This is a genomic window from Zobellella aerophila (assembly GCF_039539325.1).
GTDB classification, from domain to species: Bacteria; Pseudomonadota; Gammaproteobacteria; order Enterobacterales; family Aeromonadaceae; genus Oceanimonas; species Oceanimonas aerophila.
The window spans coordinates 223942-244061 of the sequence record NZ_BAABCX010000004.1 but is presented as its reverse complement, the minus strand read 5'-3'; the positions used below and the strand labels follow the sequence as shown (position 1 = coordinate 244061).

The following is a 20120-nucleotide window of genomic DNA, read 5'->3' as shown; positions in this document are numbered from 1 at the left end:
AAAAGAGCACATAGTGACCCCTCGCCTGCCTGAACCAGTGCTCGTCCAGGCAGGCATCCGGCCCCAGGGAGGCCGGGAGCTTACAGAGACTTGAGCATTTCTTCCGGCAGTTTCAGTGCCTCGTTGCTGTTGATACCCACGCCCCGGTCGATAATATTGCGGGCAATGGCCTTGGCTTCATCCAGGGAATGCATCACATGGGTACCGCACTGGTATTCGTTCAGCTCAGGGATCTGTGACTGGTTTTCCACCTTCAGCACATCCTCCATCGCCGCCAGCCAGGCATCCGCGACCCGCCGCTCGTCGGGCGCGCCCACCAGGCTCATGTAAAAACCGGTCCGGCACCCCATGGGCGAAATATCGATGATCTCCACCCCATTACCATTGAGGTGATTGCGCATAAAGCCGGCAAACAGGTGCTCCAGGGTATGGATACCTTTTTCCGACAGGATTTCTTTATTGGGCAGACAGAAGCGCAGATCGAACACGGTAATAGTGTCTTGATGGGGGGTCGCCATGGTTTTGGCTACCCGCACCGCCGGGGCCTCCATACGAGTATGGTCGACGGTAAAACTGTCCAGCAGTGGCATAACTTATTCCTCAATTAAGATTTCACAGAGATTGTGACAAAGAAAACCCCAAGGGCCAAGGTAATTCAGGGAATTATAGTGCGTCGGTAACGGGGAGCAGGGAATGGGGAATAAAGAACGGGGGAATGGCAGGTCCCCATTCCCCAATCACTCATCCCTGCCCTTAAACGGCTTCTTCGTTTTGCTCGCCGGTGCGGATACGGATCACCTGGCCTACATCGAACACAAAGATTTTACCGTCGCCGATCTTGCCGGTGCGCGCGGTGGTTTCGATGGCTTCGATACAAGCCTCAACCAGATCGTCCTGTACCACCAGTTCCAGTTTGACCTTGGGCAGGAAGTCGACCATGTATTCGGCACCGCGATAGAGTTCGGTATGGCCTTTCTGGCGGCCAAACCCTTTCACTTCCGACACCGTCATGCCGGTAATACCGCGCTCGGCCAGGGCTTCACGCACGTCGTCCAGCTTGAAGGGCTTGATAATGGCTTCGATCTTTTTCATGGTTTCTCCTTACCAGTTCACTTTGCCAAAGCCCGAGGTGATGGGATAGCGTCTGTCCTTGCCGAAGTTACGCGGCGTGATACGCGGCCCGACCGCCCCCTGGCGGCGTTTGTATTCGTTGATATCTACCAGCTTGATCACCCGGCGCACGTCGGCCTCGTCAAAGCCCTCAGCCAGCAACTCGGCCAGGGATTTGTCCTGCTCAACATAGCCTTCGAGGATGGCATCCAGCACATCATACGGGGGCAGGCTGTCCTGGTCGAGCTGATCCGGGGCCAGCTCGGCCGATGGCGGCCGGTCGATCACCCGCTGGGGGATCACATAGCCCAGGGTATTGCGGTATTCGGACAGGGCAAACACCAGGGTCTTGGGCACGTCCTTGAGCGGCGCGAAGCCGCCCACCATATCGCCGTAGAGGGTGCAGTAGCCGACCGCGACCTCGCTCTTGTTGCCGGTGGTCAGCACCAGCCGGCGACGTTTGTTGGAAATGGCCATCAGCAAGACACCGCGGGCCCGGGCCTGCAGATTTTCTTCGGTGGTGTCTTTTTCGGTGCCGGCAAACAGGGGCGCCAGTTGGTTCATGAAGGCGTCGAACATGGGCTCGATGGAGACGATGTCGAATTCCACCCCTAGGTGTTTGGCTTCTTCCCGGGCGTCTTCCACGCTGATGGAGGCGGTATAGCGAAACGGCATCATCACCGCCTGCACCTTTTCTTTCCCCAGGGCATCCACGGCGATGGCCAGGGTCAGGGCCGAGTCGATACCGCCGGACAATCCCAGCACGACGCCATTGAAGCCGTTCTTGTTCACATAGTCCCTCGTCGCCAGCACCAGCGCCTGATAGACCTCCGCCAGCGGCTCGAGATGGGCATTGATCTCGGCCTTGCGCGGCGCCTTGTCGTCGAAGCGCACCAGCGCCAGTTCGGGTGCGAAAGCGGCCAGGTTCTGGGTCAGCCCGCCTTCTGCGTCGAACACCTTGGAACGGCCGTCGAACACCAGTTCATCCTGGCCCCCGACTTGGTTGAGGTAGACAAGCGGCACGCCGTTATCGCGGCTGCGCCGGGCCAGCAGACTTTCGCGGATCCAGGCCTTGCCCCTGTGGTAGGGCGAGGCATTGAGGCTCAGCAACAGCTCGGCCCCCGCCGCCTTGGCGGCGGCGGCCGGACCGGCTTCCCACACATCCTCGCAGATCAACAGGCCCAGCCGGTGGCCCTTGAACTCGACCACGCAGGACCGCTCGCCGGCGCTGAAATAGCGCTTCTCATCGAACACCCCGTAGTTGGGCAGCAGCTGCTTGAAGTAGCGGCCGGCCAGCCGGCCCTGATAGAAGAAAGACGCGGCATTATAAAGCTTGCCGTCCTGGCGCCAGGGGTGACCGACCACCAGGGCAAGCCGGCCGCTGGCCTGGGCCAGTTGGTCGAGCGCGGACTCGACCCGCAGGTAGAGATCGTCGCGAAACAGCAGATCTTCCGGCGGGTAGCCGGTTACCGCCAGCTCGGGGAAGAGCACCAGCTCGGCGCCCTGCTGTTCGGCGTCGCGGGCGGCGGCCAGCATGGCCTGGGTATTGGCTTCGATGGCGCCGACGGTCAGGTTTAACTGGGCCAGCGCCAGGGTCAGGTGTTGGGACATGGGTTGCCTGTAAGCTCATGGAATTGCAAGCATGATAAAAAAAAGGCGCCGGGGTTACCAGCGCCGGCTTCTACACAACCGGCTTAGGGGGTGCAGGTAATGGTGCTGTAATTTGTGATGTTTTTCTTTATCTGTAGGACACAGGGAACGGCTCCGCTCGCAATCTCGCTGGCACTTAAGCTGATGGCTTTGGGGTTGGTAGCGCCGGCATTAAACACAAAGTTACTGTTATTCGAGGTTTCACTAAAGGTCACCGTTGTTACCGACTGCGACGCCGGAACGGTACATTGATAACTCGCGGTCGCCACGTCCGCCTCTTTATTAAGAGTACAGCTACCATTGGTGGCAATCACCGTCGTCTTGCCGAAATCATTTTTTGAGCACGAAATAGCCGTTGTAGAGTTACTGTTCTGAGTGGTCAAACATTGAATTCTACCGTCGAAGGTCACTTTCGAAACAGATCCTGTTTTGACCTCCACATCCAGGCTGGAACTGAACACATTGCTGCCATCAAAGGTGGAAATGGCGCTCTGACCCGTTAAGCCACTGTTATAGCGCGTCATCTTGGCTGTCACCTTGGGCTTATCCGAAGTCGTTACCTGTTCCCCGGTCACATAGCCCCTCGAATAGGTGCCAAAATAATTGTTATCAGGGTCGACAATGGTATTGATATTCTCGTTGGTGACATCCAAATAAAGATCGTCGGCTACAGTCAGCGCCCAATTCGCCAATAGGGTGACATTCACTTCATTAAAGGAAACCCTGGTCAGCCAATCATCTTTGGTAAGATCAACCTTATCCAGCAGACTCTGGGGCAGGATGTCGACATAGATGGCCCTGGCGGCAAACTGGTAAGAAGACGAGACGGACAACTTGGTTAAGTTGTCAAAGGATGCCAACTGCCCGGCAGAGCCATTGGCAGACAACCAGTCACGATAACTGGTCGCCGTGTAACCAACGGTTTGCGTCCCCGCCTTTAGCTCCGATACATAGCCCTGCACCACATATTTTATATAGCCTTGATAGAGCGTGACATTATCCACATCGGCCAGATAGCCGGGAGGAAACACATTCAACGAGACCAGGTTCCAATCCGGCATCAGCTGGTAATAGCCATCGATCCTCAGCATGCGGCAGGACTCAAAATATGTGGTCCCGGTGTGACTATGTCCCTTATTGAATTGATTGTAGTTATCGGCAAATAAACTGCTGGAGGGCACATCGTAATGATTATTGCAGCAGCTTGTGCAATTTGCATTACTACTATTTCCCCAGTTTTTATCCGCCAGGCCACCCTTTTCCCAATAAATGCTTTGCGTCAAGGCGATGGGGGCCGCCGGCTTGCTGGTGGACTTGGTACCGCTCTGCGCACTGCAGGAACAATAAAGCGTCCTGCTATCACTCTTGATCAGGCTATCGCTGCTCGCATCGTAGATAACAGAATCAAAGCTCACCACGACATCGTTACCTTTCTTGCTGATTTGAGGGGCTGGCTTGGTGGTTTCCTGTTTAATGCCGGTATCGGGATCGGTCACTATGGAGATGATATCCGGGATAGCACCCGGCGTATGGTCCACCTTGGGGCCGCCCAAACCTAAGCCAATATTATCTCCGCTGCTGCCGAAAGGGCCGCCCCCGATGGAAAGATTAGGAGCCACCACCGAGCCGAGGGTAAAGCTGTCCGGGCCACCCGCATCCTCCCAGTCGATGGTAAGCACTATCTCCTTTTTCCCCGAAGCCACACCGCTCGGTGGCGGTGACACCCAGGTCGAGCCGTCCCAACCATAATCGGTCACCGCCCAACCGAGCTCATAGACCGCCTCGTCTACCACCGTCTGCTCGGCACCGCTGCCGATGGCCTGATAGCCGCTCTGATCCTGAAAGCTCCTGAGCTCATCCAGCTTGGATTCGGCCAGCCGCAGGGCCACCTCCCGGTTGCGGCCATCGCGGCTGTATTCCAGGTAGACCTTGTTCAGCTGCAGCAACGAGCCCGCCGTCACCGCCACCAGGAGGAAGGCGATCATCACCTCCACCAGACCGAACCCTGCTTGTTGTTTCATCGTGCCTCCTGCTACCAGTCCTTCCAGCTACCGGGAATGGTGCTGATGCTGACAAAGGGATTTCCCACCCCACCGCCTGAGCTGTCGCAATTGGTCAGGATACAGAACACACCCGCATCATAAACCGCATCAAAGGTGCCGTTTAAATTATCGCCGCCATGATTGGTTGAAATGGCGCCAAAAATCTGGGCACCGCCATTCAGTTTCAAATTAAATACGGTAGCGTCGGTAGGGTCTGAATCATAAGAGAACAACAAGCCATAAAATTTATCCCCGCCATTCGCTTTCACATTCGCATCCTTGACGATCACTATGGCGGGGCTTGACGCCGAGCTGGTCACTCCGCTGAGATCACATTCTCCACCACCGTCAACAATAAAAAAGCCGGGGGCATTAACCTCACTGCAGCTGGTCACTACTGCTGTGGCCATGGCCTCGATTTTGTCCCAGTCACCGGCGCCGTAGCCGAATATATACTCCAGCATATCGGCCGGAAAATCGGGATCGTTATCAACCACATCGGTATCGAACACCACTGTGCCGCCACTCTTGGTACTGATGCTGGCGCTACAACCGGAGCCGCTGGCATAATCTCCCAGATGGCAGGTCTGCATGCTGCCCCCGCCAGAAATATCCTTCCCGGACCAGACAGACACCGGCACACCGGGCCCGCCGCCATTGGGGTTGGCCACCACCGTCATATTGCCGCTGATCCCCGTACTGGCCCCCCCCACCAGCAGCGGCGCCGCCGGCCCCGAGCTATTGGGATTGAGGATGCTGCGCTCGGCCAGCTGCACGCTGACGGTGGTCTGGCCACCGGTATCCAGGGTGGCCACCGAAACGACATCCGTGACCCCTGTTGCCGCGCCATTGGGCGTCATGGTCACGCTATAGCTCGCCTGGGCCGAGGAAATGGCCACGGCCCCCGACAGGACAGTCGCCGTCGGGTTCACCTTCAACTCGGCCATGGCCGAGGCGACGCCCTTTTCGGCGGCGGCAAAGGCTACCCGGTATTCGATTTCATTCAGCGCGATACGTTTTTCCGACACCAGCACCTTGCCGATAAAGGCGGACACTGCCACCAGGATGGACACCAGCAGCAGGGTGATGGTGACAGTGGTAAATCCCTTTACTCTGTTTCGCATCTCAGTATCCGTCGTTTCTGATTTTTACCTGGCGTTGCAGGCTCATGGACAGCTCGGTTTTTTTGGCATGGGCGGCGGTGATATTCACCCTGACCGTCCTCATGCCGGTCGGACTGCTGCCGGATACCAGCTCAAAGCTTAATGCGTCGATCAGCACTTCATCATCCGACACCAACTTGCTGCCGCTGCTGCAGTCGCCGCTGCTCAGAGCCGAGCTGGTCGGCTCGCTATAGCTGGTACTGACCTTCAGCGCTTTATTCACCGAATCGTAGTTATAGACGCGTACCACGGCTCCGGATCCGGAGGGCGGGTCCGGAGCCCAGTACTTGATGCGGATACAGCTGGGGTTAGCCGCACCCGATGCGCTATAAAGATCATCCGCTGTCGAAAAAACATAGGTGGGTGAGACGGCACCGGAAGTGGGGGCTCCGAGAGCCATGTCTTCGGCCGCGCTGGGGTGGTAGCCCGCCCGCTGTAGATCACGGCTGATGATGTCGCCGACCGCCTGCAGGTCCTGATTCAGCCGGGACAGCATCAGGGTGGTATTACCGGAGATGATGACCGAGGCAAACAGGGAGATGCCGCCCGCCACCACCACCAGGCCGGCCACCAGCGACACCAGCATCTCCACCACCGAAAAGCCGGCATGTTTATTAGGACTCAGCATGCCGGCACCCCTATCAGCTGATCATCGGAGCAGGTTCTGATAATGCTATTATTCCAGGTTTTCACCAGCATGCTCTGGCTGCCGTTGGACAGGGTGACATTACCCGACGTCAGGGTATTCCTGCGCGGCTTGAAGGTCAGATGATCGTAGGAGGAGGTCAGGGTCACCGCCGGAAAGTCCTGGCTGTTCAGGCTTTCAATCACCTCGTTGATACCACCTGAACAGTCGGTTGAATCCACTAAATCATTGATCTGGTAGCTCCAGTTGGTCGTGCCCGAGCCGCTGAAACACAGGGTGATGTCCTTATTGCGCTGCACAGCCTCGCTGCGCGCCAGTTGCATTGAGCCATACACCAGCATGCCGGCACTGCGCACAGTATACTGCTGACGCAAGCTCTGGAAGCTGGGGACGGCGACAGACAACAGCACAGCCGTCACCGTCATGCCGACCAGCAATTCAAGCAGAGTAAGCCCCGATTGTCCCCTTTGCATCCGCTTCCTCCCTGAAGCCAAATTGCCCGGCGGCGACACCCAACCGCTGCTAAGCTTGGTCCATATCGGGACTTTAGACAAGGAATGTCGGATGCAAAAGAGTACCGGTTTTACCCTGATAGAACTGATGATAGTGGTCGCCATCATGGCGATACTCGCCTCTGTCGCCTACCCTTCTTTTTCCGCTTACCTGTTGAAAAGCAATAGGATAGAGGCCATACAGGCGCTGTACAGCATGCAGCTGGAGCAGGAAGAATGGCGCATCTCCCACCAGACCTACGCCACCACCAGCCAGGCGAGTGCCACCTTCCTGCCCACCCATGCCGATTACACCTTCACGGTCAGCGGAGCCAGCGCCAGTGATTATGAACTGATTGCCACAGCCAAGACCGGCTCCAGCCAGTTGAACGACAAGGAAGGCGCCGTGTCCTGCAGCCCGCTGACCCTGGGCAGGGACAACAGCAAGGCACCGGCGGCCTGCTGGCAGTAATACCAATCCCAGTAACAAATATTGAGTCGGAGTGCCGGGGCAACACCGTTGCCTCTGTTGCCTCTTTCTGAACACCGAGTTGCCCGGAGACGGTGCCAACAGGCGACTCTGCAGCATCAGGGAGGACAAAGGGAGCTGCTCCGCCGACCTTCCGTTTCAGGGACGAAACGGAGAGCGTACATGGATGTATTCACAGCGAGTCGGCGGAGCGGGCCCTTTTCCCGACCTAGCAATCACGACCTAATCAAACAACTCTTCCTGAATATAAATAGGCCTCCGGTATCGGAGGCCTTGTCAGTCAATCAAGTGCTATGTCAGGAAACCTGCTTTATCTTCAGTTCGGCCGGGACTTCAAAGACGATGTTCTCTTCCCGTCCCGGATGCTCGCTGACCGTCTTGCCGCCCAGGCTCTGCAGATGGGCGATCACCTCCTGCACCAGCACCTCGGGGGCAGAGGCGCCGGCGGTGACGCCCACCTGGCCGGCACCGGTCAGCCAGTCCGGATTTATCATCTCCACGCAGTCAATCAGATAGGCACGGGTGCCGATCTTCTCGGCCAGCTCGCGCAGCCGGTTGGAATTCGAGGAGTTCTTGGAGCCGACCACCAGCAACAGATCCACCTTGGCGGCCAACTCACGTACCGCGTCCTGACGGTTCTGAGTGGCGTAGCAGATATCATCCTTGCGCGGCCCTTCGATGGTGGGGAAACGCGCTCGCAAGGCGTCGATCACCTCGGAGGTTTCGTCCACGCTCAACGTGGTCTGGGTCACGAAGGTCAGGTTCTCGGTATTTTTCACCCGCAGCCTGGCGACATCATCCGGATTTTCGACCAGGTACATGCCGCCCTCTGCACTTTCATACTGACCCATGGTGCCCTCCACCTCCGGGTGACCCGCATGGCCGATCAATATGGTTTCTATGCCTTTCTTACTGGCCCTGTGGACTTCCATGTGCACCTTGGTCACCAGCGGGCAGGTGGCGTCGAACACCTTCAGCTCGCGCCGCTTGGCTTCCTCGCGCACCGCCTTGGACACGCCGTGGGCAGAGAAGATCACGATATTGCCGTCAGGCACCTGCTCCAGTTCGTCAACAAACACCGCACCCGCATCCTTCAGCTTGTTGACCACATAGCGGTTGTGCACCACTTCATGGCGCACGTAGATGGGGGCACCGAACTTTTCGAGGGCGCTTTCAACTATGCTGATAGCCCGATCGACGCCGGCACAAAAGCCTCTGGGATTGGCGAGTAAGATGTTCATGTCAGGCTCCGTCTTGCTCAACGGCAAGGATCTCTACTTCAAAGGTCACATGATGTCCGGCCAGCGGGTGATTAAAGTCGACGGTGACCGAATCCCCGGCCACCGCCCGGATAATCCCCGGCATTTCGGCGCCGTTGGGCTGGGTAAAGGACAGGATGGCGCCTTCTTCCAGCTCCAGATCGGCGGCGAAGCGGCTGCGTTCCATATGGTGGATATTGTTGGGATTGACCGGGCCGAAGGCATCATCCGGACCCAGTTCAAAACTGCTCTTGGTGCCTTCTTCCAATCCCAGCAGGCAGGCCTCGAAGCTGGGGGTCAGGCTGCCGTCCCCCATCTGCAGCCTGGCCGGCTTACCGTGCAGCTGGGTGCTGTCGGCCACCGAGCCGTCTTCCAGCTTGATGGTAAAGTGGAACAGCACCCGGCTGTCCGCGGCTATTTGCTTGCTCATTTGGGGGTATCCTTCTTAAAACTGTCGATAATAATCATGGCCGCACCCACAAAGATAAAGCTGTCGGCCAGATTAAACGCGGGCCAATGCCAGTTGCCCACATAGAAATCCAGAAAGTCCACCACATGACCCAGCACCAGACGGTCGATCACATTGCCGAGGGCGCCGCCGATGATCAGGGCATAGGCCGCCGGCAACCAGCGGGCCGACTTGGGCGCTTTATGCATCCAGATGCTGAGCATGATGGTTACGGCACAGGCCAGGCCGGCAAAAAACCAGCGTTGCCAGCCGCCCTGGTCGGCCAGGAAGCTGAAGGCCGCCCCGGGGTTATAGACGTGCACCAGGTTAAAGAAAGGGGCGAGCTGCACCCCCGGATAACCGTAGTCCAGGTAATTGACCGTCAACCACTTGCTCAGCTGGTCTGCCAGGATGGCCACCAGGGCCAGCCACCACCAGCGCAAGCCGGTATTGAGCACTGCCTTCATCAGGCAAACCGGCGAACTTCGCCGTCTCCGGCGACATTGGAGACGCAACGGCCACAGATGCCGTCATGATCCGCATGGCTGCCCACATCCTCCACATGATGCCAGCAACGCCCGCACTTGGCCGCTTCGCTCTTGGCCACTTGTAGCTTGAGGCCGGCCAGTTCGGTATCGGCGGCGCCGGCGGCCTCGGCCAGCGGACGTACCACCGCCTTGGAGGTAAGGATCACAAAGCGTAGTTCGTCGCCAAGCCTTGCCAATGCCGAGCTTAACGCCTCGTCGGCGAACAGGGTGACGTCGGCTTCCAGCGCGGCGCCGATCACCTTGTCGTTGCGGGCGCTCTCGAGGGCCTTGTTGACCGCCTGGCGCACCTTGAGCAGCTCGGCCCAACAGCCGTCGTTGAGGGCTTCGCCCTCGGCCAAACCGAACAAGCCCTGGTACCACTCCTGGGTAAAGACAAAGGTGTCCCGCTCACCGGGCAACAGCGCCCAGATCTCATCGGCGGTGAAGCTCATGATCGGAGCCATCCAGCGCACCAGGGCCTCGACGATATGGTAGAGGGCGGTCTGGCAGGAGCGGCGGGCCAGGCCATCGGCCTTGGCGGTATACTGCCGGTCCTTGATCACATCCAGGTAGAAGGAGCCCATTTCCACCGAGCAGAACTGCATCAGCTTCTGGGTCACCTGGTGGAAGTTGTATTCGTCGTAGGCCTTGGCAATCTCCTGCTGGATGGCTTTGGCTCGACCCACCGCCCAGCGGTCGATCACCACCATATCGGCGGGCGCCAGCATATCGGTGGCCGGGTTGAAGCCGTTCAGGTTGGCCAGCAGGAAACGGGCGGTATTGCGGATCCGCCGATAGGCGTCGGCGGAACGCTTGAGGATCTCGTCGGAGACCGTCATCTCGCCAGAATAGTCGGTGCTCGCCACCCACAGCCGCAGGATGTCGGCACCCAGCTTGTTCATCACTTCCTGGGGGCTGACCACGTTACCGACCGACTTGGACATCTTGCGGCCCTGGCCGTCGACGGTAAAGCCGTGGGTCAGCACCTGGCGGTAAGGCGCATGGCCCTTCATAGCGGTGGAGATCATCAGGGAGGACATAAACCAGCCCCTGTGCTGATCCGAGCCTTCCAGGTACATGTCCGCCGGGTGGCCCTGAAACTCGGGGCGCGCGTCCACCACCGAGGAATGGGTCGAACCCGAGTCGAACCAGACATCCAGGGTATCGAGCACCTTCTCGTAATGGCTGGCCTCAGCACCGAGCAACTCGGCGGGATCCAGATCCCACCAGGCCTGGATACCGGCCTGCTCCACCCGCTTGGCGACCTCTTCCATCAGCTCGGTGGCGCGGGGGTGCAGCGCCTGAGTCTCTTTATGCACAAACAGGGCGATGGGCACGCCCCAGGTACGCTGCCGGGAAATACACCAGTCCGGGCGGTTCTCCACCATGGCTTCGATGCGATTCTGACCCCATTCGGGCACCCACTGCACCTTGCGGATTTCGTCCAGCGCCTGACCGCGCAGGCCGGCCTGCTCCATGCTGATAAACCACTGGGGGGTGGCACGGAAGATAATCGGGGTCTTGTGGCGCCAACAATGGGGGTAGGAGTGGGTATAGGCTTCGTGGTGCAGCAGGGCGCCGCGCTCCTTGAGCACCTCGACCACCGACTCATTGGCCTTGAACACGTGCTGGCCGGCGAACAGCGGGGTGTCGGACAGATAGACGCCGTTGCCGCCCACCGGATTGGCGACTTCCAGGCCATATTGCTGGCCGACCACGAAGTCTTCCTGGCCATGACCGGGGGCGGTATGCACGGCGCCGGTCCCGGAATCTGTGGTCACGTGCTCACCCAGGATGGCCGGCACATCAAACTCGTAGAAGGGATGCCGGAAGCGTTTCAGTTCCAGTTTAGCGCCCTGGCAGTAGCCCAGGTTGTGATAATGGCTGATACCGGCGCGGTCCATCACATCCTTGACCAGATCAGCGGCCAGGATAAGGCGCTCGGGGTGCTCGCCTTCCACCTGCACCAGGGCATAGTTCAGCTCCGCGTGCAGCGCCACCGCCCGGTTGGCGGGCAGGGTCCAGGGGGTGGTGGTCCAGATCACCACGGACACGGGGCCATGGCCCGTATGCTGGTCGGCACAGTCGAAGCTGGCGACCACGGCGGCTTCGTCCACCGCCTGGAAACGCACGTCGATGGCGGGTGAGCGCTTGTCTTCATACTCCACTTCCGCCTCGGCCAGGGCCGAGCCACAGTCGGTACACCAGTGCACCGGCTTGGAGCCTTTGTGCAGATGGCCGTTGTCGATGATCTTGGCCAGCGAACGGATGATGTTGGCCTCGGTCCCGAAATTCATGGTGAGGTAGGGATTGTCCCAATCACCCAGTACGCCCAGGCGGATAAAATCGGTTTTCTGGGCTTCAATCTGCTCCTTGGCGTAGGCACGGCAGGCTTCGCGGAACTCGGCGGCCGACACCTTCACGCCCGGCTTGCCGACCTTGCCTTCGACCTTCAGCTCGATGGGCAGACCATGGCAGTCCCAGCCCGGAATATAGGGAGAATCGTAGCCGGCCAGGCCCTTGGATTTAACGATAATGTCTTTGAGGATCTTGTTGACCGAGTGACCGATGTGAATATTGCCGTTGGCGTAGGGAGGGCCGTCGTGCAGGATAAACGGCTGCTTGCCGGCCTTGGCAGTACGCACCGCGCCGTACAGGTCCTGCTCATACCAGCGCTTAAGCATCTCCGGCTCGCGCTGAGCCAGGTTGCCACGCATGGGAAACTGCGTTTCGGGCAAATTCAGGGTATTTTTATAGTCGCTCATGGATCCTACATTCCGTCCTGTTCTGACACGGTCAGCCCGAACAGTCGTCGGGCGGCAGTCGCATCACGTTGAATCTGCTCCTTTAACAGCGCAAAGGAAGCGAATTTTTGCTCATTCCGCAATTTATGGCGGAGCTCTACTTCCACCTGCTGGCCATACAGATCGCCTGTAAAATCAAACAGGTGGACTTCTAACTGGGGATGGGTGCCACTGATGGTCGGCCTGTGGCCCACATTGGCCACGCCGGGATAACGGTTTCCCGCCACCTGCATCTCCACCGCATAGACGCCGGATACCGGTACCACCTGGCGTTTGAGCGCCACATTGGCGGTGGGGAAGCCGATGGTACGCCCCAGCTTGTTGCCATGCGCGACCCGTCCGCACAGGCTGAAAGGCCGGCCCAACATGCGCTCGGCATCGGCAAGCCGATCCCGGGCCAGGGCTTCGCGGATCAGGGTACTGCTCACCCGCTGGTTGTTCAGGCACCAGCTCTGGGTACTGACCACCTCAAAGTCAAAGGCACGCCCCGCCCGGGTCAGCAGTTCAAAATCCCCACCCCGGTTCCTGCCGAAGCGAAAATCATCGCCCACCACCAGGAAACGTACCCCCAACTTATCGACCAGCAGGCCACGAATAAATTTATCGGGAGATTGGCCGGCAAAGGCGGCATTGAAACGCACACAGAGCAGGCGATCGATGCCTAACTTGGCCAGCTGCAGGTATTTTTCCCGCAGGCGGGTCAACCGGGGGGGTGAGCCGTTACCGGCAAACACTTCCTGAGGCTGGGGTTCAAACACCATCACACAGGCAGGTACGCCCAGGCGCCTGGCCTGTTCGGTCAGCCTGCCCAACACAGCCTGATGGCCCAGGTGTACCCCATCAAAATTACCTATGGAGAGCACACAGCCACTGTGCCAGGGCTTTATATTATGTATGCCACGAATAAGCTCCATAAATCTCGCTCAAGGCCCCTGCAAATCGGCGGATTATACATCAGCGAAGCGACAGGATCAGCCTTTGCTACAAGGTTTTAAAATCCTTGACCCGCACCCCGACCAACAACAGCACGATACCATAACAAAGCGCACCGGCCAGAATATAGCCCAGCAGGTGCAGGCTGCTCGTCAGCAGGCTCCACCGGGCCCACTGGCTCAATGCCGGTGACAGCCAGGACAGCAGCCCCGCCATGGCCAGTCCCGCCAGCACCACCTTCAGAGTAAACAGGCCGGTTTGCCGGCTGGGGCTGTATATCTTGCGCCGATGCAGGCCATAGGCCAGCAGGCCGGCATTCAATATTCCCGACAGGGCGGTGGCCAGCGCCAGGCCCACGTAGCCCAGGGGGAAGATCAAGATGGCGTTAAGCACCATATTGGCCACCATGGCGATAATGCCGAACCGGACCGGAGTTCGGGTGTCCTGGCGGGCATAATACCCCGGCGCCAGCACCTTGATCAGCATGAAGGCCTGCAAACCTATGCCATAGGCCAGCAGGCTGCGTCCCGCCGCCGCTACCTCGGTAATACCAAACTCCCCACGCATAAACAATACCCGCAGCATGGGCTCGCTTAGTACCAGCAGCCCCAGCATGGCGGGAAAGCCCATCAGCAGCACCATACGCACCCCCCAGTCCATGGTACTGGCGAAGCCGTCATGGGACTCATCGACGTGGCGCTTGGACAACACCGGCAAGATCACGGTGGCGATGGCGATGCCGAACAAACCCAGGGGGAACTCCAGCAGCCGATCGGAATAATACAGGTAGCTGATGGCACCGGTGGCCAAGAAGGAAGCCAGCATGGTATCGAACAACAGGTTGACCTGGCTGACCGAGACCCCGAACAGCGCCGGTATCATCAGGGTTCGGATTTTCACCACCCCGGGGTGATGCCAGGCCCAGCGTGGACGGACCAGCAACTTGAGCCGGGCAAGAAAGGGAAACTGGAACAGGAACTGGATCAACCCGCCGGCAAAGACACCGATGGCCAGACCCAGCTCCGGCTGCGCCATGTTCGGCGACAGCCAGAGCGCCGCCGCAATCAGCGCCACATTGAGAAATACCGGTGTAAAGGAAGACACCGCAAACCGGCCAAAGGTGTTGAGCACGGCGCCGGCCATGGCGGTAAAGCTGATAAACCACAGGTAGGGAAAGGTAATTTTCAGCAGCAGGGACGCCAATTCGAACTTGTGCGCCTCCGGACCATCGTTCAGCCACTCCATAAACCAGCCGGCCCCGAACATCATGGTGACCACCGACGAGCCCAGCACCCCCACCAGGGTCACCAGGGTCACGATCAGGCCCAGGGTACCGGACACGGCAGCCAGCAGGGCCTGGGTGTCCTTGACCGAGCCGGTCTGCTTGTACTCGGTCATCACCGGCACGAATGCCTGGTTGAAGGCCCCCTCGGCAAACAACCGACGCAGAAAATTGGGAATGCGGTTGGCAAAAAAGAACACATCCGCCGCCGCCCCGGCCCCCATCAGGTTGGCAATCACCACATCCCGTACCAGTCCCAGCACCCGGGAAACCAGCGTCATGGCGGACACTATCAGCCCGGATCGCAAAAGCGCCTTACTCAAAATGAAAACCTCACGGCAAGAAAATTGCTGAAAGCAGGCGAATGCTGCTAGAATCGGCCGACAGTTTAACCCCCTCCCCGTGTCTTGTCACAGGGCGGTGTTTATTTGCACAAATCAATTGACAATCAGCGATGAAAAAGGCATATTCCTCGGCCTTTTAAGAACACTCGCTAAGACAGTTTTAGGAGTTTTACCTTGGCTAACATTAAATCTGCTAAGAAACGCGCGCTTCAAGCAGAGAAACGTCGTAAGCACAACGCCAGCCGCCGCTCTATGGTGCGTACCTACGTCAAGAAAGTCGTAGCTGCCATCGCCAGCGGTGACAAAGCAAACGCTCAAAAAGCTTTCGATGCAGCTCAGCCTCTGCTGGATCGCATGGCTACCAAAGGCCTGATCCACAAGAATAAAGCTGCTCGTCACAAGAGCCGTCTGAACGCACAGATCAAAGCCCTGTAATAGCGCTTGATTGGTTGCGAACGAAAAAAACCGGCTCTGGCCGGTTTTTTATTGGCTGTTATTTACCGCTACGACTTGCAGTACAGCCTGTGCAGCAGGGCGATCACTTCCCGTACTTCATCGCTTTGCAGAGAATAATAGACGGTCTGTGCCTCCTTGCGGGTGCGCACCAGCCGCTCGTTGCGCAGGATGGCCAGGTGCTGTGACAGGGCTGACTGGCTCAACCCCAGATGCAGGTTCATTTCGCCGACCGACAGCTCTTTGTCAAGCAGATGGCACAGGATAAACAGCCGCCGCTCGTTGGCCAGGGCCTTCAGCAGCCGGACAGCATCTGCCGCATTGGCTTCCATTTGCTCGATATCGACCGCCATAACCCTATTCATAGCGCTGCTGTCAGCTCCACTCACTATCAAAGGTGGGCGGCACCGTGACCGTCGAAAAGTCATCCAGCCCCGAAAACAGGGTGGAAAAGTCACTTTCACAGAGCCGCTTGACCGCCGGATGCTGGATCATACGCTCGGCAAAAATCACATAATACTCTTCCTTCAGCTCCTCCGCCCGGCCTATTTCCACCACCGGCTGGTACTGCAGTATCGCATCCCGGTAGATAGCCGGCGCCACAAAAATACCCTGGTTGAAAAAGCCGAACGCCTTCATCAGGGCCGCGTCGTCAAACTCCCCCAGGATCTGGGGCTTGAGCCCCTGTACTTCCAGCCAATGATGTAACTGCCGGCCCATGGCGGTGCGCCGCCCCGGGATCAACAGGCGGCGCTCTTCCAGGCAGGCGGGAAAGGGCTTGGTGGGCAAAGGCTCGCGGCAATAGAAACCGATATCACACTCACCCAGTTTCTTGGACAACAAACCCGCATGCTGGGCCGAGTCCACCGGGCAATCGGACAAAATCATATCCAGTTTGTGTTGGCTGAGCTGTTCCAGCAGCATTTCGTGGGTGGATTCATAACAGCGCAGGTGGATAGAACCGTCGTTGGGGATCACCGACAGCAGCACCCGGCTGGCCAACCGCTTGGACAGGGCGTCGGCGATGCCTACTTCGAACAACAGGTGATCTTCTTTGCGGTAGTTGACGATATCCAGCATCTCATAGGACAAGCTGAACATGCGATCCGCATAGCGGTATACCAGCTGGCCCAGTTCGCTGGCCTCCAGCTGGCGTCCCTTGCGCTTAAACAGCTTGCCGCCCAGCCGTTCTTCCAGCTGGCGGATCTGGCCGGTCACCGTTTGCGGCGTCAGGAACAGGGCTTCGGCGGCCTTGGTCACCGAACCCTTCTTCTGGGTCATCCAAAAATAATAGAGATGGTTATAGTTCAGGTGTGACAAGAGACCTTCTCCCAATCCGCGATAGCACCATCTTAATGAAACAAGCCGGGTTTGAATACCCGGCTTAGGTTGGTATGGCGATGAAGGGGCGCCGTCCCGGCGCCCTGAGCAATCAGTAAACAGCCTGCATCTGCAGTTTACTCTTTTTAGCGCCGGGCAGGACCAGGTACAGCATGCCGTAACCTATTAGCGCCGCCATGGTAGAACCGAGCAGGATCCCCAGGCGTGACAGGTTGGCCAGCTCCGGATTGGTCCCGAAGGCCAGTGAGGCAATAAAGATCGACATGGTGAAGCCGATACCGCACAGCACCGAGACCGCAAAGATCTGCGACAGGGTAACGCCGGTCGGCAGCTGGGCAACACGGTATTTTACCGACAGCCAGCTGGCCAGGAAGATACCCATCGGCTTGCCAAGCAACAATCCCAGCATGATCCCCAGCGGCACAGTCGAGGTCACATCGCTCAACGACAGCCCCTGCAGGGAGACACCGGCATTCACGAAGGCAAACAGTGGCAAAATAATAAAGGCGCAGGCGGGATGCAGGGCATGCTCCAGCTTCTTCAGGGGGGAACACTTATCGTTATAGAGGGGGATCAGGAAGCCCAGCATTACCCCGGCCAGGGTCGCATGCACCCCGGATTTCAGGATCGCCACCCACATGATCAGCCCCAGCACCAGGTAGGGCTGCAGGCTGCCGATCCGCGCCCGGTTCAACAACAGCAGGCCGATCAACGCCAGCAGGGCAATCCCCAAGGGAGGAAGCGACAGGCCATGGTTGTAGAACAGCGCGATGATCAGGATGGCACCCAGGTCATCGATGATTGCCAGCGCCAGCAGAAACACTTTCAGGCTGATCGGTACCCGCTTGCCCAGCAACGCCATGACCCCCAGGGCAAAGGCAATATCGGTAGCGGCAGGGATGGCCCAGCCGCCGCGCGCCTCAGGATCCAGGGCATTGAAGGCCAGGAACCACAGGGCCGGCACGATCATCCCCCCCAGGGCAGCCAGGGCCGGGAAAATGGCGTGCTCGCGGCGGGACAGGGCCCCTTCGATCAGCTCCCGTTTGACCTCGAGGCCGATCAGCAGGAAGAACACCGCCATCAGGCCATCGTTGACCCACAGCAGCAGAGACTTGTCCAGGTTCAGGCTGTTGATGCGGATCTGGACCTCGGTATTCAGGAAGGCTGTATAGAGATCGCCAAAGCCACTGTTGGCGATCAGTATGGCTGCCGTTGCTGCCAGAATTAGCAGAATACCGCTGGCCGATTCCATGGCCAGAAATCGTTTCATCACATCAGACATCAATGAGTCTCCATAACACTTGAATCCATTCATTCGAGTGTAATCAGCTCATGATTCCGCGAGTAATCGGTTGTTTCTGATTAATTGCTCGGAAAAAGCGAATATATTAACGGCTCAACATTGGAATACTCGATGATATTAAAATGTTATCCTGCCTATCAGCAAATTTAACATATGAAAATAGGTTAAATAGCTACCGGTGCCTTAATATGTGGGTGTGGATGGTAGTCTTCCAGCACAAAATCCTCAAACATATACTCAAACAGCGACTCCGGTTGCCTTGCCAGCCGTAAATGGGGCAATGCTCTGGGTTCCCGGCCCAGTTGCAGACGGGCCTGCTCCAGGTGGTTGAGGTACAGATGCACATCGCCGCCGGTCCAGACAAAGTCCCCGACTTCCAGACCGGCCTGCTGGGCCATCATATGGGTCAGCAGGGCATAACTGGCGATATTGAAGGGCAACCCCAGGAACACATCACAGCTGCGCTGATACAACTGGCAGGAAAGCCTGCCGCCCGCCACATAGAACTGGAACAGGGCATGGCAGGGTGCCAGCGCCATCTTGTCCAGCTCCCCCACATTCCAGGCCGAGACGATGATACGGCGGGAGTCCGGATTGGTCTTGATGGTTTCCAGGGCTTGGCTGATCTGATCGATAACCCGACCATCGGCTCCCTGCCAACTGCGCCATTGGTGGCCGTAAACCGGTCCCAGTTCGCCGTGCTCATCGGCCCATTCATCCCAGATACTGACGCCGTGCCGCTTGAGGTAGGCGATATTGGTATCGCCGTTCAGAAACCATAACAGCTCGTGGATAATAGACTTGAGGTGGCATTTCTTAGTGGTGATCAGCGGAAAGCCCCGGCTCAAATCGAAGCGCATCTGGTGGCCGAACACCGACAAGGTGCCGGTACCGGTACGATCTTCCTTCTGTTCACCCTTATCCAGAATATGCTGCATCAGCTCCAAATAGGCCTTCATGCTGTTTTCTCTCCATTACCAAACCAGCGGGGCTTGTGGTAGGCCCCCCATATCATGATAAAACCGGCCAGCATCATGGGCATGGATAACAGTTGCCCCATGCTGAACATATTCAGATAAAGCCCTAACTGGGCATCGGGCTCGCGCACAAACTCCACCAGGAAACGGAACAGGCCATAACCGAACAGGAACAGGCCGGAAATGGTGCCTCTGGGAGGCCGGACGCGCCAGGCCAGGTTCAATATGAGCAACAGCAATACCCCTTCCAGGGCAAACTGGTACAACTGGGAAGGATGACGAGGCAAGGCGCCCGCCGCCGGAAAGATAATGGCCCAGGGCACATCCGTTACCCGTCCCCACAGCTCGCCGTTGATAAAGTTGCCCAGCCGCCCGGCGCCCAGGCCAAAGGGGATCAGCGGGGCAATAAAGTCCGATACGGCGAAGAACCGCTTACCGACTTTGCGGGCAAACAGCAGCATGGCGGTGATCACCCCGAGCAGTCCGCCATGGAAGGACATGCCCCCGGTCCAGATTTTAAACAGGTACAGGGGATCGGCGAGAAAGGTATCGAGCTGATAGAAGAATACATAGCCGAGGCGGCCGCCGAGGATCACCCCTAAAAAGCCGTAAAACAGCAGATCGGACACCTGTTCCTTGGTCCACTCGGAACCTGGCTGACTCGCCCGTCGGTTGCCCAACCACCAGGCAAAAAGAAAGCCCAGCAAATACATCAGGCCATACCAGTGAATGGCCAAGGGGCCGACTTGCAGGGCGATGGGATCAAATTGGGGAAATACCCAATGGCTCGTAGACATGCACATACCCTATTAAACAAAAAGGGTATTGTGCTACGCCGGCGCGGAAAATGAAAATAT

General features: G+C 58.1%; 20 protein-coding genes. 2 read left to right on the top strand and 18 right to left on the bottom strand.

Annotated features, from left to right (window positions below):
- Window positions 1-80: 80 nt before the first annotated feature.
- From luxS to ABD806_RS14685, 7 genes are all read right to left on the bottom strand, one after another.
- The gene (luxS, locus tag ABD806_RS14715) at window positions 81-590 is read right to left on the bottom strand and encodes an S-ribosylhomocysteine lyase (protein ID WP_344959339.1); all 510 of its coding nucleotides are present in this window, start codon (window positions 588-590) and stop codon (window positions 81-83) included.
- A 163-nt stretch (window positions 591-753) separates the two neighbouring features.
- Window positions 754-1092 carry a nitrogen regulatory protein P-II gene (glnB, locus tag ABD806_RS14710; protein WP_116475052.1) on the bottom strand — a complete coding sequence of 113 codons (339 nt, stop codon included), beginning with the start codon at window positions 1090-1092 and terminating at the stop codon, window positions 754-756.
- Between the two features lie 9 nt (window positions 1093-1101).
- Entirely contained in the window at window positions 1102-2721 is a 1620-nt protein-coding gene (locus ABD806_RS14705) for an NAD+ synthase (protein WP_344959336.1), read from the bottom strand.
- Between the two features lie 83 nt (window positions 2722-2804).
- Window positions 2805-4781 (bottom strand): type IV pilus modification PilV family protein, encoded by a 1977-nt coding sequence (locus ABD806_RS14700; protein WP_344959334.1) that lies wholly within the window; start codon window positions 4779-4781, stop codon window positions 2805-2807.
- A gap of 11 nt (window positions 4782-4792) precedes the next feature.
- Entirely contained in the window at window positions 4793-5926 is a 1134-nt protein-coding gene (locus ABD806_RS14695) for a PilX N-terminal domain-containing pilus assembly protein (RefSeq protein ID WP_344959332.1), read from the bottom strand.
- A 1-nt stretch (window position 5927) separates the two neighbouring features.
- Complete coding sequence (locus ABD806_RS14690; protein WP_344959330.1) at window positions 5928-6593, bottom strand: PilW family protein; 666 nt, start codon at window positions 6591-6593, stop codon at window positions 5928-5930.
- Complete coding sequence (locus tag ABD806_RS14685; protein ID WP_344959328.1) at window positions 6587-7084, bottom strand: GspH/FimT family pseudopilin; 498 nt, start codon at window positions 7082-7084, stop codon at window positions 6587-6589. Before ABD806_RS14685 ends, ABD806_RS14690 begins: the two co-directional genes overlap by 7 nt.
- Window positions 7085-7175: 91 nt before the next feature.
- Between ABD806_RS14685 and ABD806_RS14680 the strand changes: the two genes are divergently transcribed.
- Window positions 7176-7574 carry a type IV pilin protein gene (locus tag ABD806_RS14680; RefSeq protein WP_344959325.1) on the top strand — a complete coding sequence of 133 codons (399 nt, stop codon included), beginning with the start codon at window positions 7176-7178 and terminating at the stop codon, window positions 7572-7574.
- A 314-nt stretch (window positions 7575-7888) separates the two neighbouring features.
- Here ABD806_RS14680 and ispH read toward each other — a convergent pair whose 3' ends face one another.
- From ispH to murJ, 6 genes are all read right to left on the bottom strand, one after another.
- Window positions 7889-8833 (bottom strand): 4-hydroxy-3-methylbut-2-enyl diphosphate reductase, encoded by a 945-nt coding sequence (gene ispH / locus ABD806_RS14675; RefSeq protein ID WP_344959323.1) that lies wholly within the window; start codon window positions 8831-8833, stop codon window positions 7889-7891.
- Window position 8834: 1 nt separating this feature from the next.
- Window positions 8835-9281 carry an FKBP-type peptidyl-prolyl cis-trans isomerase gene (fkpB, locus tag ABD806_RS14670; protein ID WP_344959321.1) on the bottom strand — a complete coding sequence of 149 codons (447 nt, stop codon included), beginning with the start codon at window positions 9279-9281 and terminating at the stop codon, window positions 8835-8837.
- Window positions 9278-9766, bottom strand: a complete 489-nt coding sequence (gene lspA, locus ABD806_RS14665; protein ID WP_344959319.1) for a signal peptidase II — start codon at window positions 9764-9766, stop codon at window positions 9278-9280. The genes fkpB and lspA overlap by 4 nt, the downstream gene beginning before the upstream one ends.
- Window positions 9766-12591 (bottom strand): isoleucine--tRNA ligase, encoded by a 2826-nt coding sequence (ileS, locus tag ABD806_RS14660; RefSeq protein ID WP_344959317.1) that lies wholly within the window; start codon window positions 12589-12591, stop codon window positions 9766-9768. The genes lspA and ileS overlap by 1 nt, the downstream gene beginning before the upstream one ends.
- Before the next feature lie 5 nt (window positions 12592-12596).
- Window positions 12597-13544: a bifunctional riboflavin kinase/FAD synthetase gene (gene ribF / locus ABD806_RS14655; RefSeq protein ID WP_344959315.1), complete on the bottom strand. Its 948-nt coding sequence runs from the start codon at window positions 13542-13544 to the stop codon at window positions 12597-12599.
- A 67-nt stretch (window positions 13545-13611) separates the two neighbouring features.
- Window positions 13612-15168, bottom strand: coding sequence for a murein biosynthesis integral membrane protein MurJ (gene murJ / locus ABD806_RS14650; protein ID WP_344959313.1), 1557 nt, complete (start codon window positions 15166-15168; stop codon window positions 13612-13614).
- 195 nt (window positions 15169-15363) lie between these two features.
- Between murJ and rpsT the strand changes: the two genes are divergently transcribed.
- Window positions 15364-15624: a 30S ribosomal protein S20 gene (rpsT, locus tag ABD806_RS14645; protein ID WP_116475065.1), complete on the top strand. Its 261-nt coding sequence runs from the start codon at window positions 15364-15366 to the stop codon at window positions 15622-15624.
- A gap of 68 nt (window positions 15625-15692) precedes the next feature.
- Here rpsT and ABD806_RS14640 read toward each other — a convergent pair whose 3' ends face one another.
- The 5 genes from ABD806_RS14640 to lgt form a co-directional block, all read right to left on the bottom strand.
- A complete protein-coding gene (locus tag ABD806_RS14640; protein ID WP_344959310.1) occupies window positions 15693-16007 on the bottom strand; it encodes an ArsR/SmtB family transcription factor in 315 nt (104 codons plus the stop codon).
- Window positions 16008-16017: 10 nt separating this feature from the next.
- Window positions 16018-16962, bottom strand: a complete 945-nt coding sequence (nhaR, locus tag ABD806_RS14635; RefSeq protein WP_344959308.1) for a transcriptional activator NhaR — start codon at window positions 16960-16962, stop codon at window positions 16018-16020.
- Window positions 16963-17074: 112 nt separating this feature from the next.
- Window positions 17075-18265, bottom strand: coding sequence for a Na+/H+ antiporter NhaA (gene nhaA / locus ABD806_RS14630; protein WP_344959306.1), 1191 nt, complete (start codon window positions 18263-18265; stop codon window positions 17075-17077).
- Between the two features lie 185 nt (window positions 18266-18450).
- The gene (gene thyA / locus ABD806_RS14625; RefSeq protein WP_344959304.1) at window positions 18451-19245 is read right to left on the bottom strand and encodes a thymidylate synthase; all 795 of its coding nucleotides are present in this window, start codon (window positions 19243-19245) and stop codon (window positions 18451-18453) included.
- Window positions 19242-20060 carry a prolipoprotein diacylglyceryl transferase gene (gene lgt, locus ABD806_RS14620; protein ID WP_344959302.1) on the bottom strand — a complete coding sequence of 273 codons (819 nt, stop codon included), beginning with the start codon at window positions 20058-20060 and terminating at the stop codon, window positions 19242-19244. The genes thyA and lgt overlap by 4 nt, the downstream gene beginning before the upstream one ends.
- Window positions 20061-20120 lie beyond the last annotated feature (60 nt).

Coding starts and splice junctions, on each gene's coding strand:
- ABD806_RS14690 (WP_344959330.1), bottom strand. CDS start 6,593: ATGCTGAGTCCTAATAAACATGCCGGCTTTTCGGTGGTGGAGATGCTG.
- ABD806_RS14695 (WP_344959332.1), bottom strand. CDS start 5,926: ATGCGAAACAGAGTAAAGGGATTTACCACTGTCACCATCACCCTGCTG.
- thyA (WP_344959304.1), bottom strand. CDS start 19,245: ATGAAGGCCTATTTGGAGCTGATGCAGCATATTCTGGATAAGGGTGAA.
- fkpB (WP_344959321.1), bottom strand. CDS start 9,281: ATGAGCAAGCAAATAGCCGCGGACAGCCGGGTGCTGTTCCACTTTACC.
- ABD806_RS14705 (WP_344959336.1), bottom strand. CDS start 2,721: ATGTCCCAACACCTGACCCTGGCGCTGGCCCAGTTAAACCTGACCGTC.
- ABD806_RS14685 (WP_344959328.1), bottom strand. CDS start 7,084: ATGCAAAGGGGACAATCGGGGCTTACTCTGCTTGAATTGCTGGTCGGC.
- ABD806_RS14700 (WP_344959334.1), bottom strand. CDS start 4,781: ATGAAACAACAAGCAGGGTTCGGTCTGGTGGAGGTGATGATCGCCTTC.
- lspA (WP_344959319.1), bottom strand. CDS start 9,766: ATGAAGGCAGTGCTCAATACCGGCTTGCGCTGGTGGTGGCTGGCCCTG.
- ileS (WP_344959317.1), bottom strand. CDS start 12,591: ATGAGCGACTATAAAAATACCCTGAATTTGCCCGAAACGCAGTTTCCC.
- ribF (WP_344959315.1), bottom strand. CDS start 13,544: ATGGAGCTTATTCGTGGCATACATAATATAAAGCCCTGGCACAGTGGC.
- ABD806_RS14680 (WP_344959325.1), top strand. CDS start 7,176: ATGCAAAAGAGTACCGGTTTTACCCTGATAGAACTGATGATAGTGGTC.
- glnB (WP_116475052.1), bottom strand. CDS start 1,092: ATGAAAAAGATCGAAGCCATTATCAAGCCCTTCAAGCTGGACGACGTG.
- luxS (WP_344959339.1), bottom strand. CDS start 590: ATGCCACTGCTGGACAGTTTTACCGTCGACCATACTCGTATGGAGGCC.
- ABD806_RS14640 (WP_344959310.1), bottom strand. CDS start 16,007: ATGAATAGGGTTATGGCGGTCGATATCGAGCAAATGGAAGCCAATGCG.
- nhaA (WP_344959306.1), bottom strand. CDS start 18,265: ATGTCTGATGTGATGAAACGATTTCTGGCCATGGAATCGGCCAGCGGT.
- ispH (WP_344959323.1), bottom strand. CDS start 8,833: ATGAACATCTTACTCGCCAATCCCAGAGGCTTTTGTGCCGGCGTCGAT.
- lgt (WP_344959302.1), bottom strand. CDS start 20,060: ATGTCTACGAGCCATTGGGTATTTCCCCAATTTGATCCCATCGCCCTG.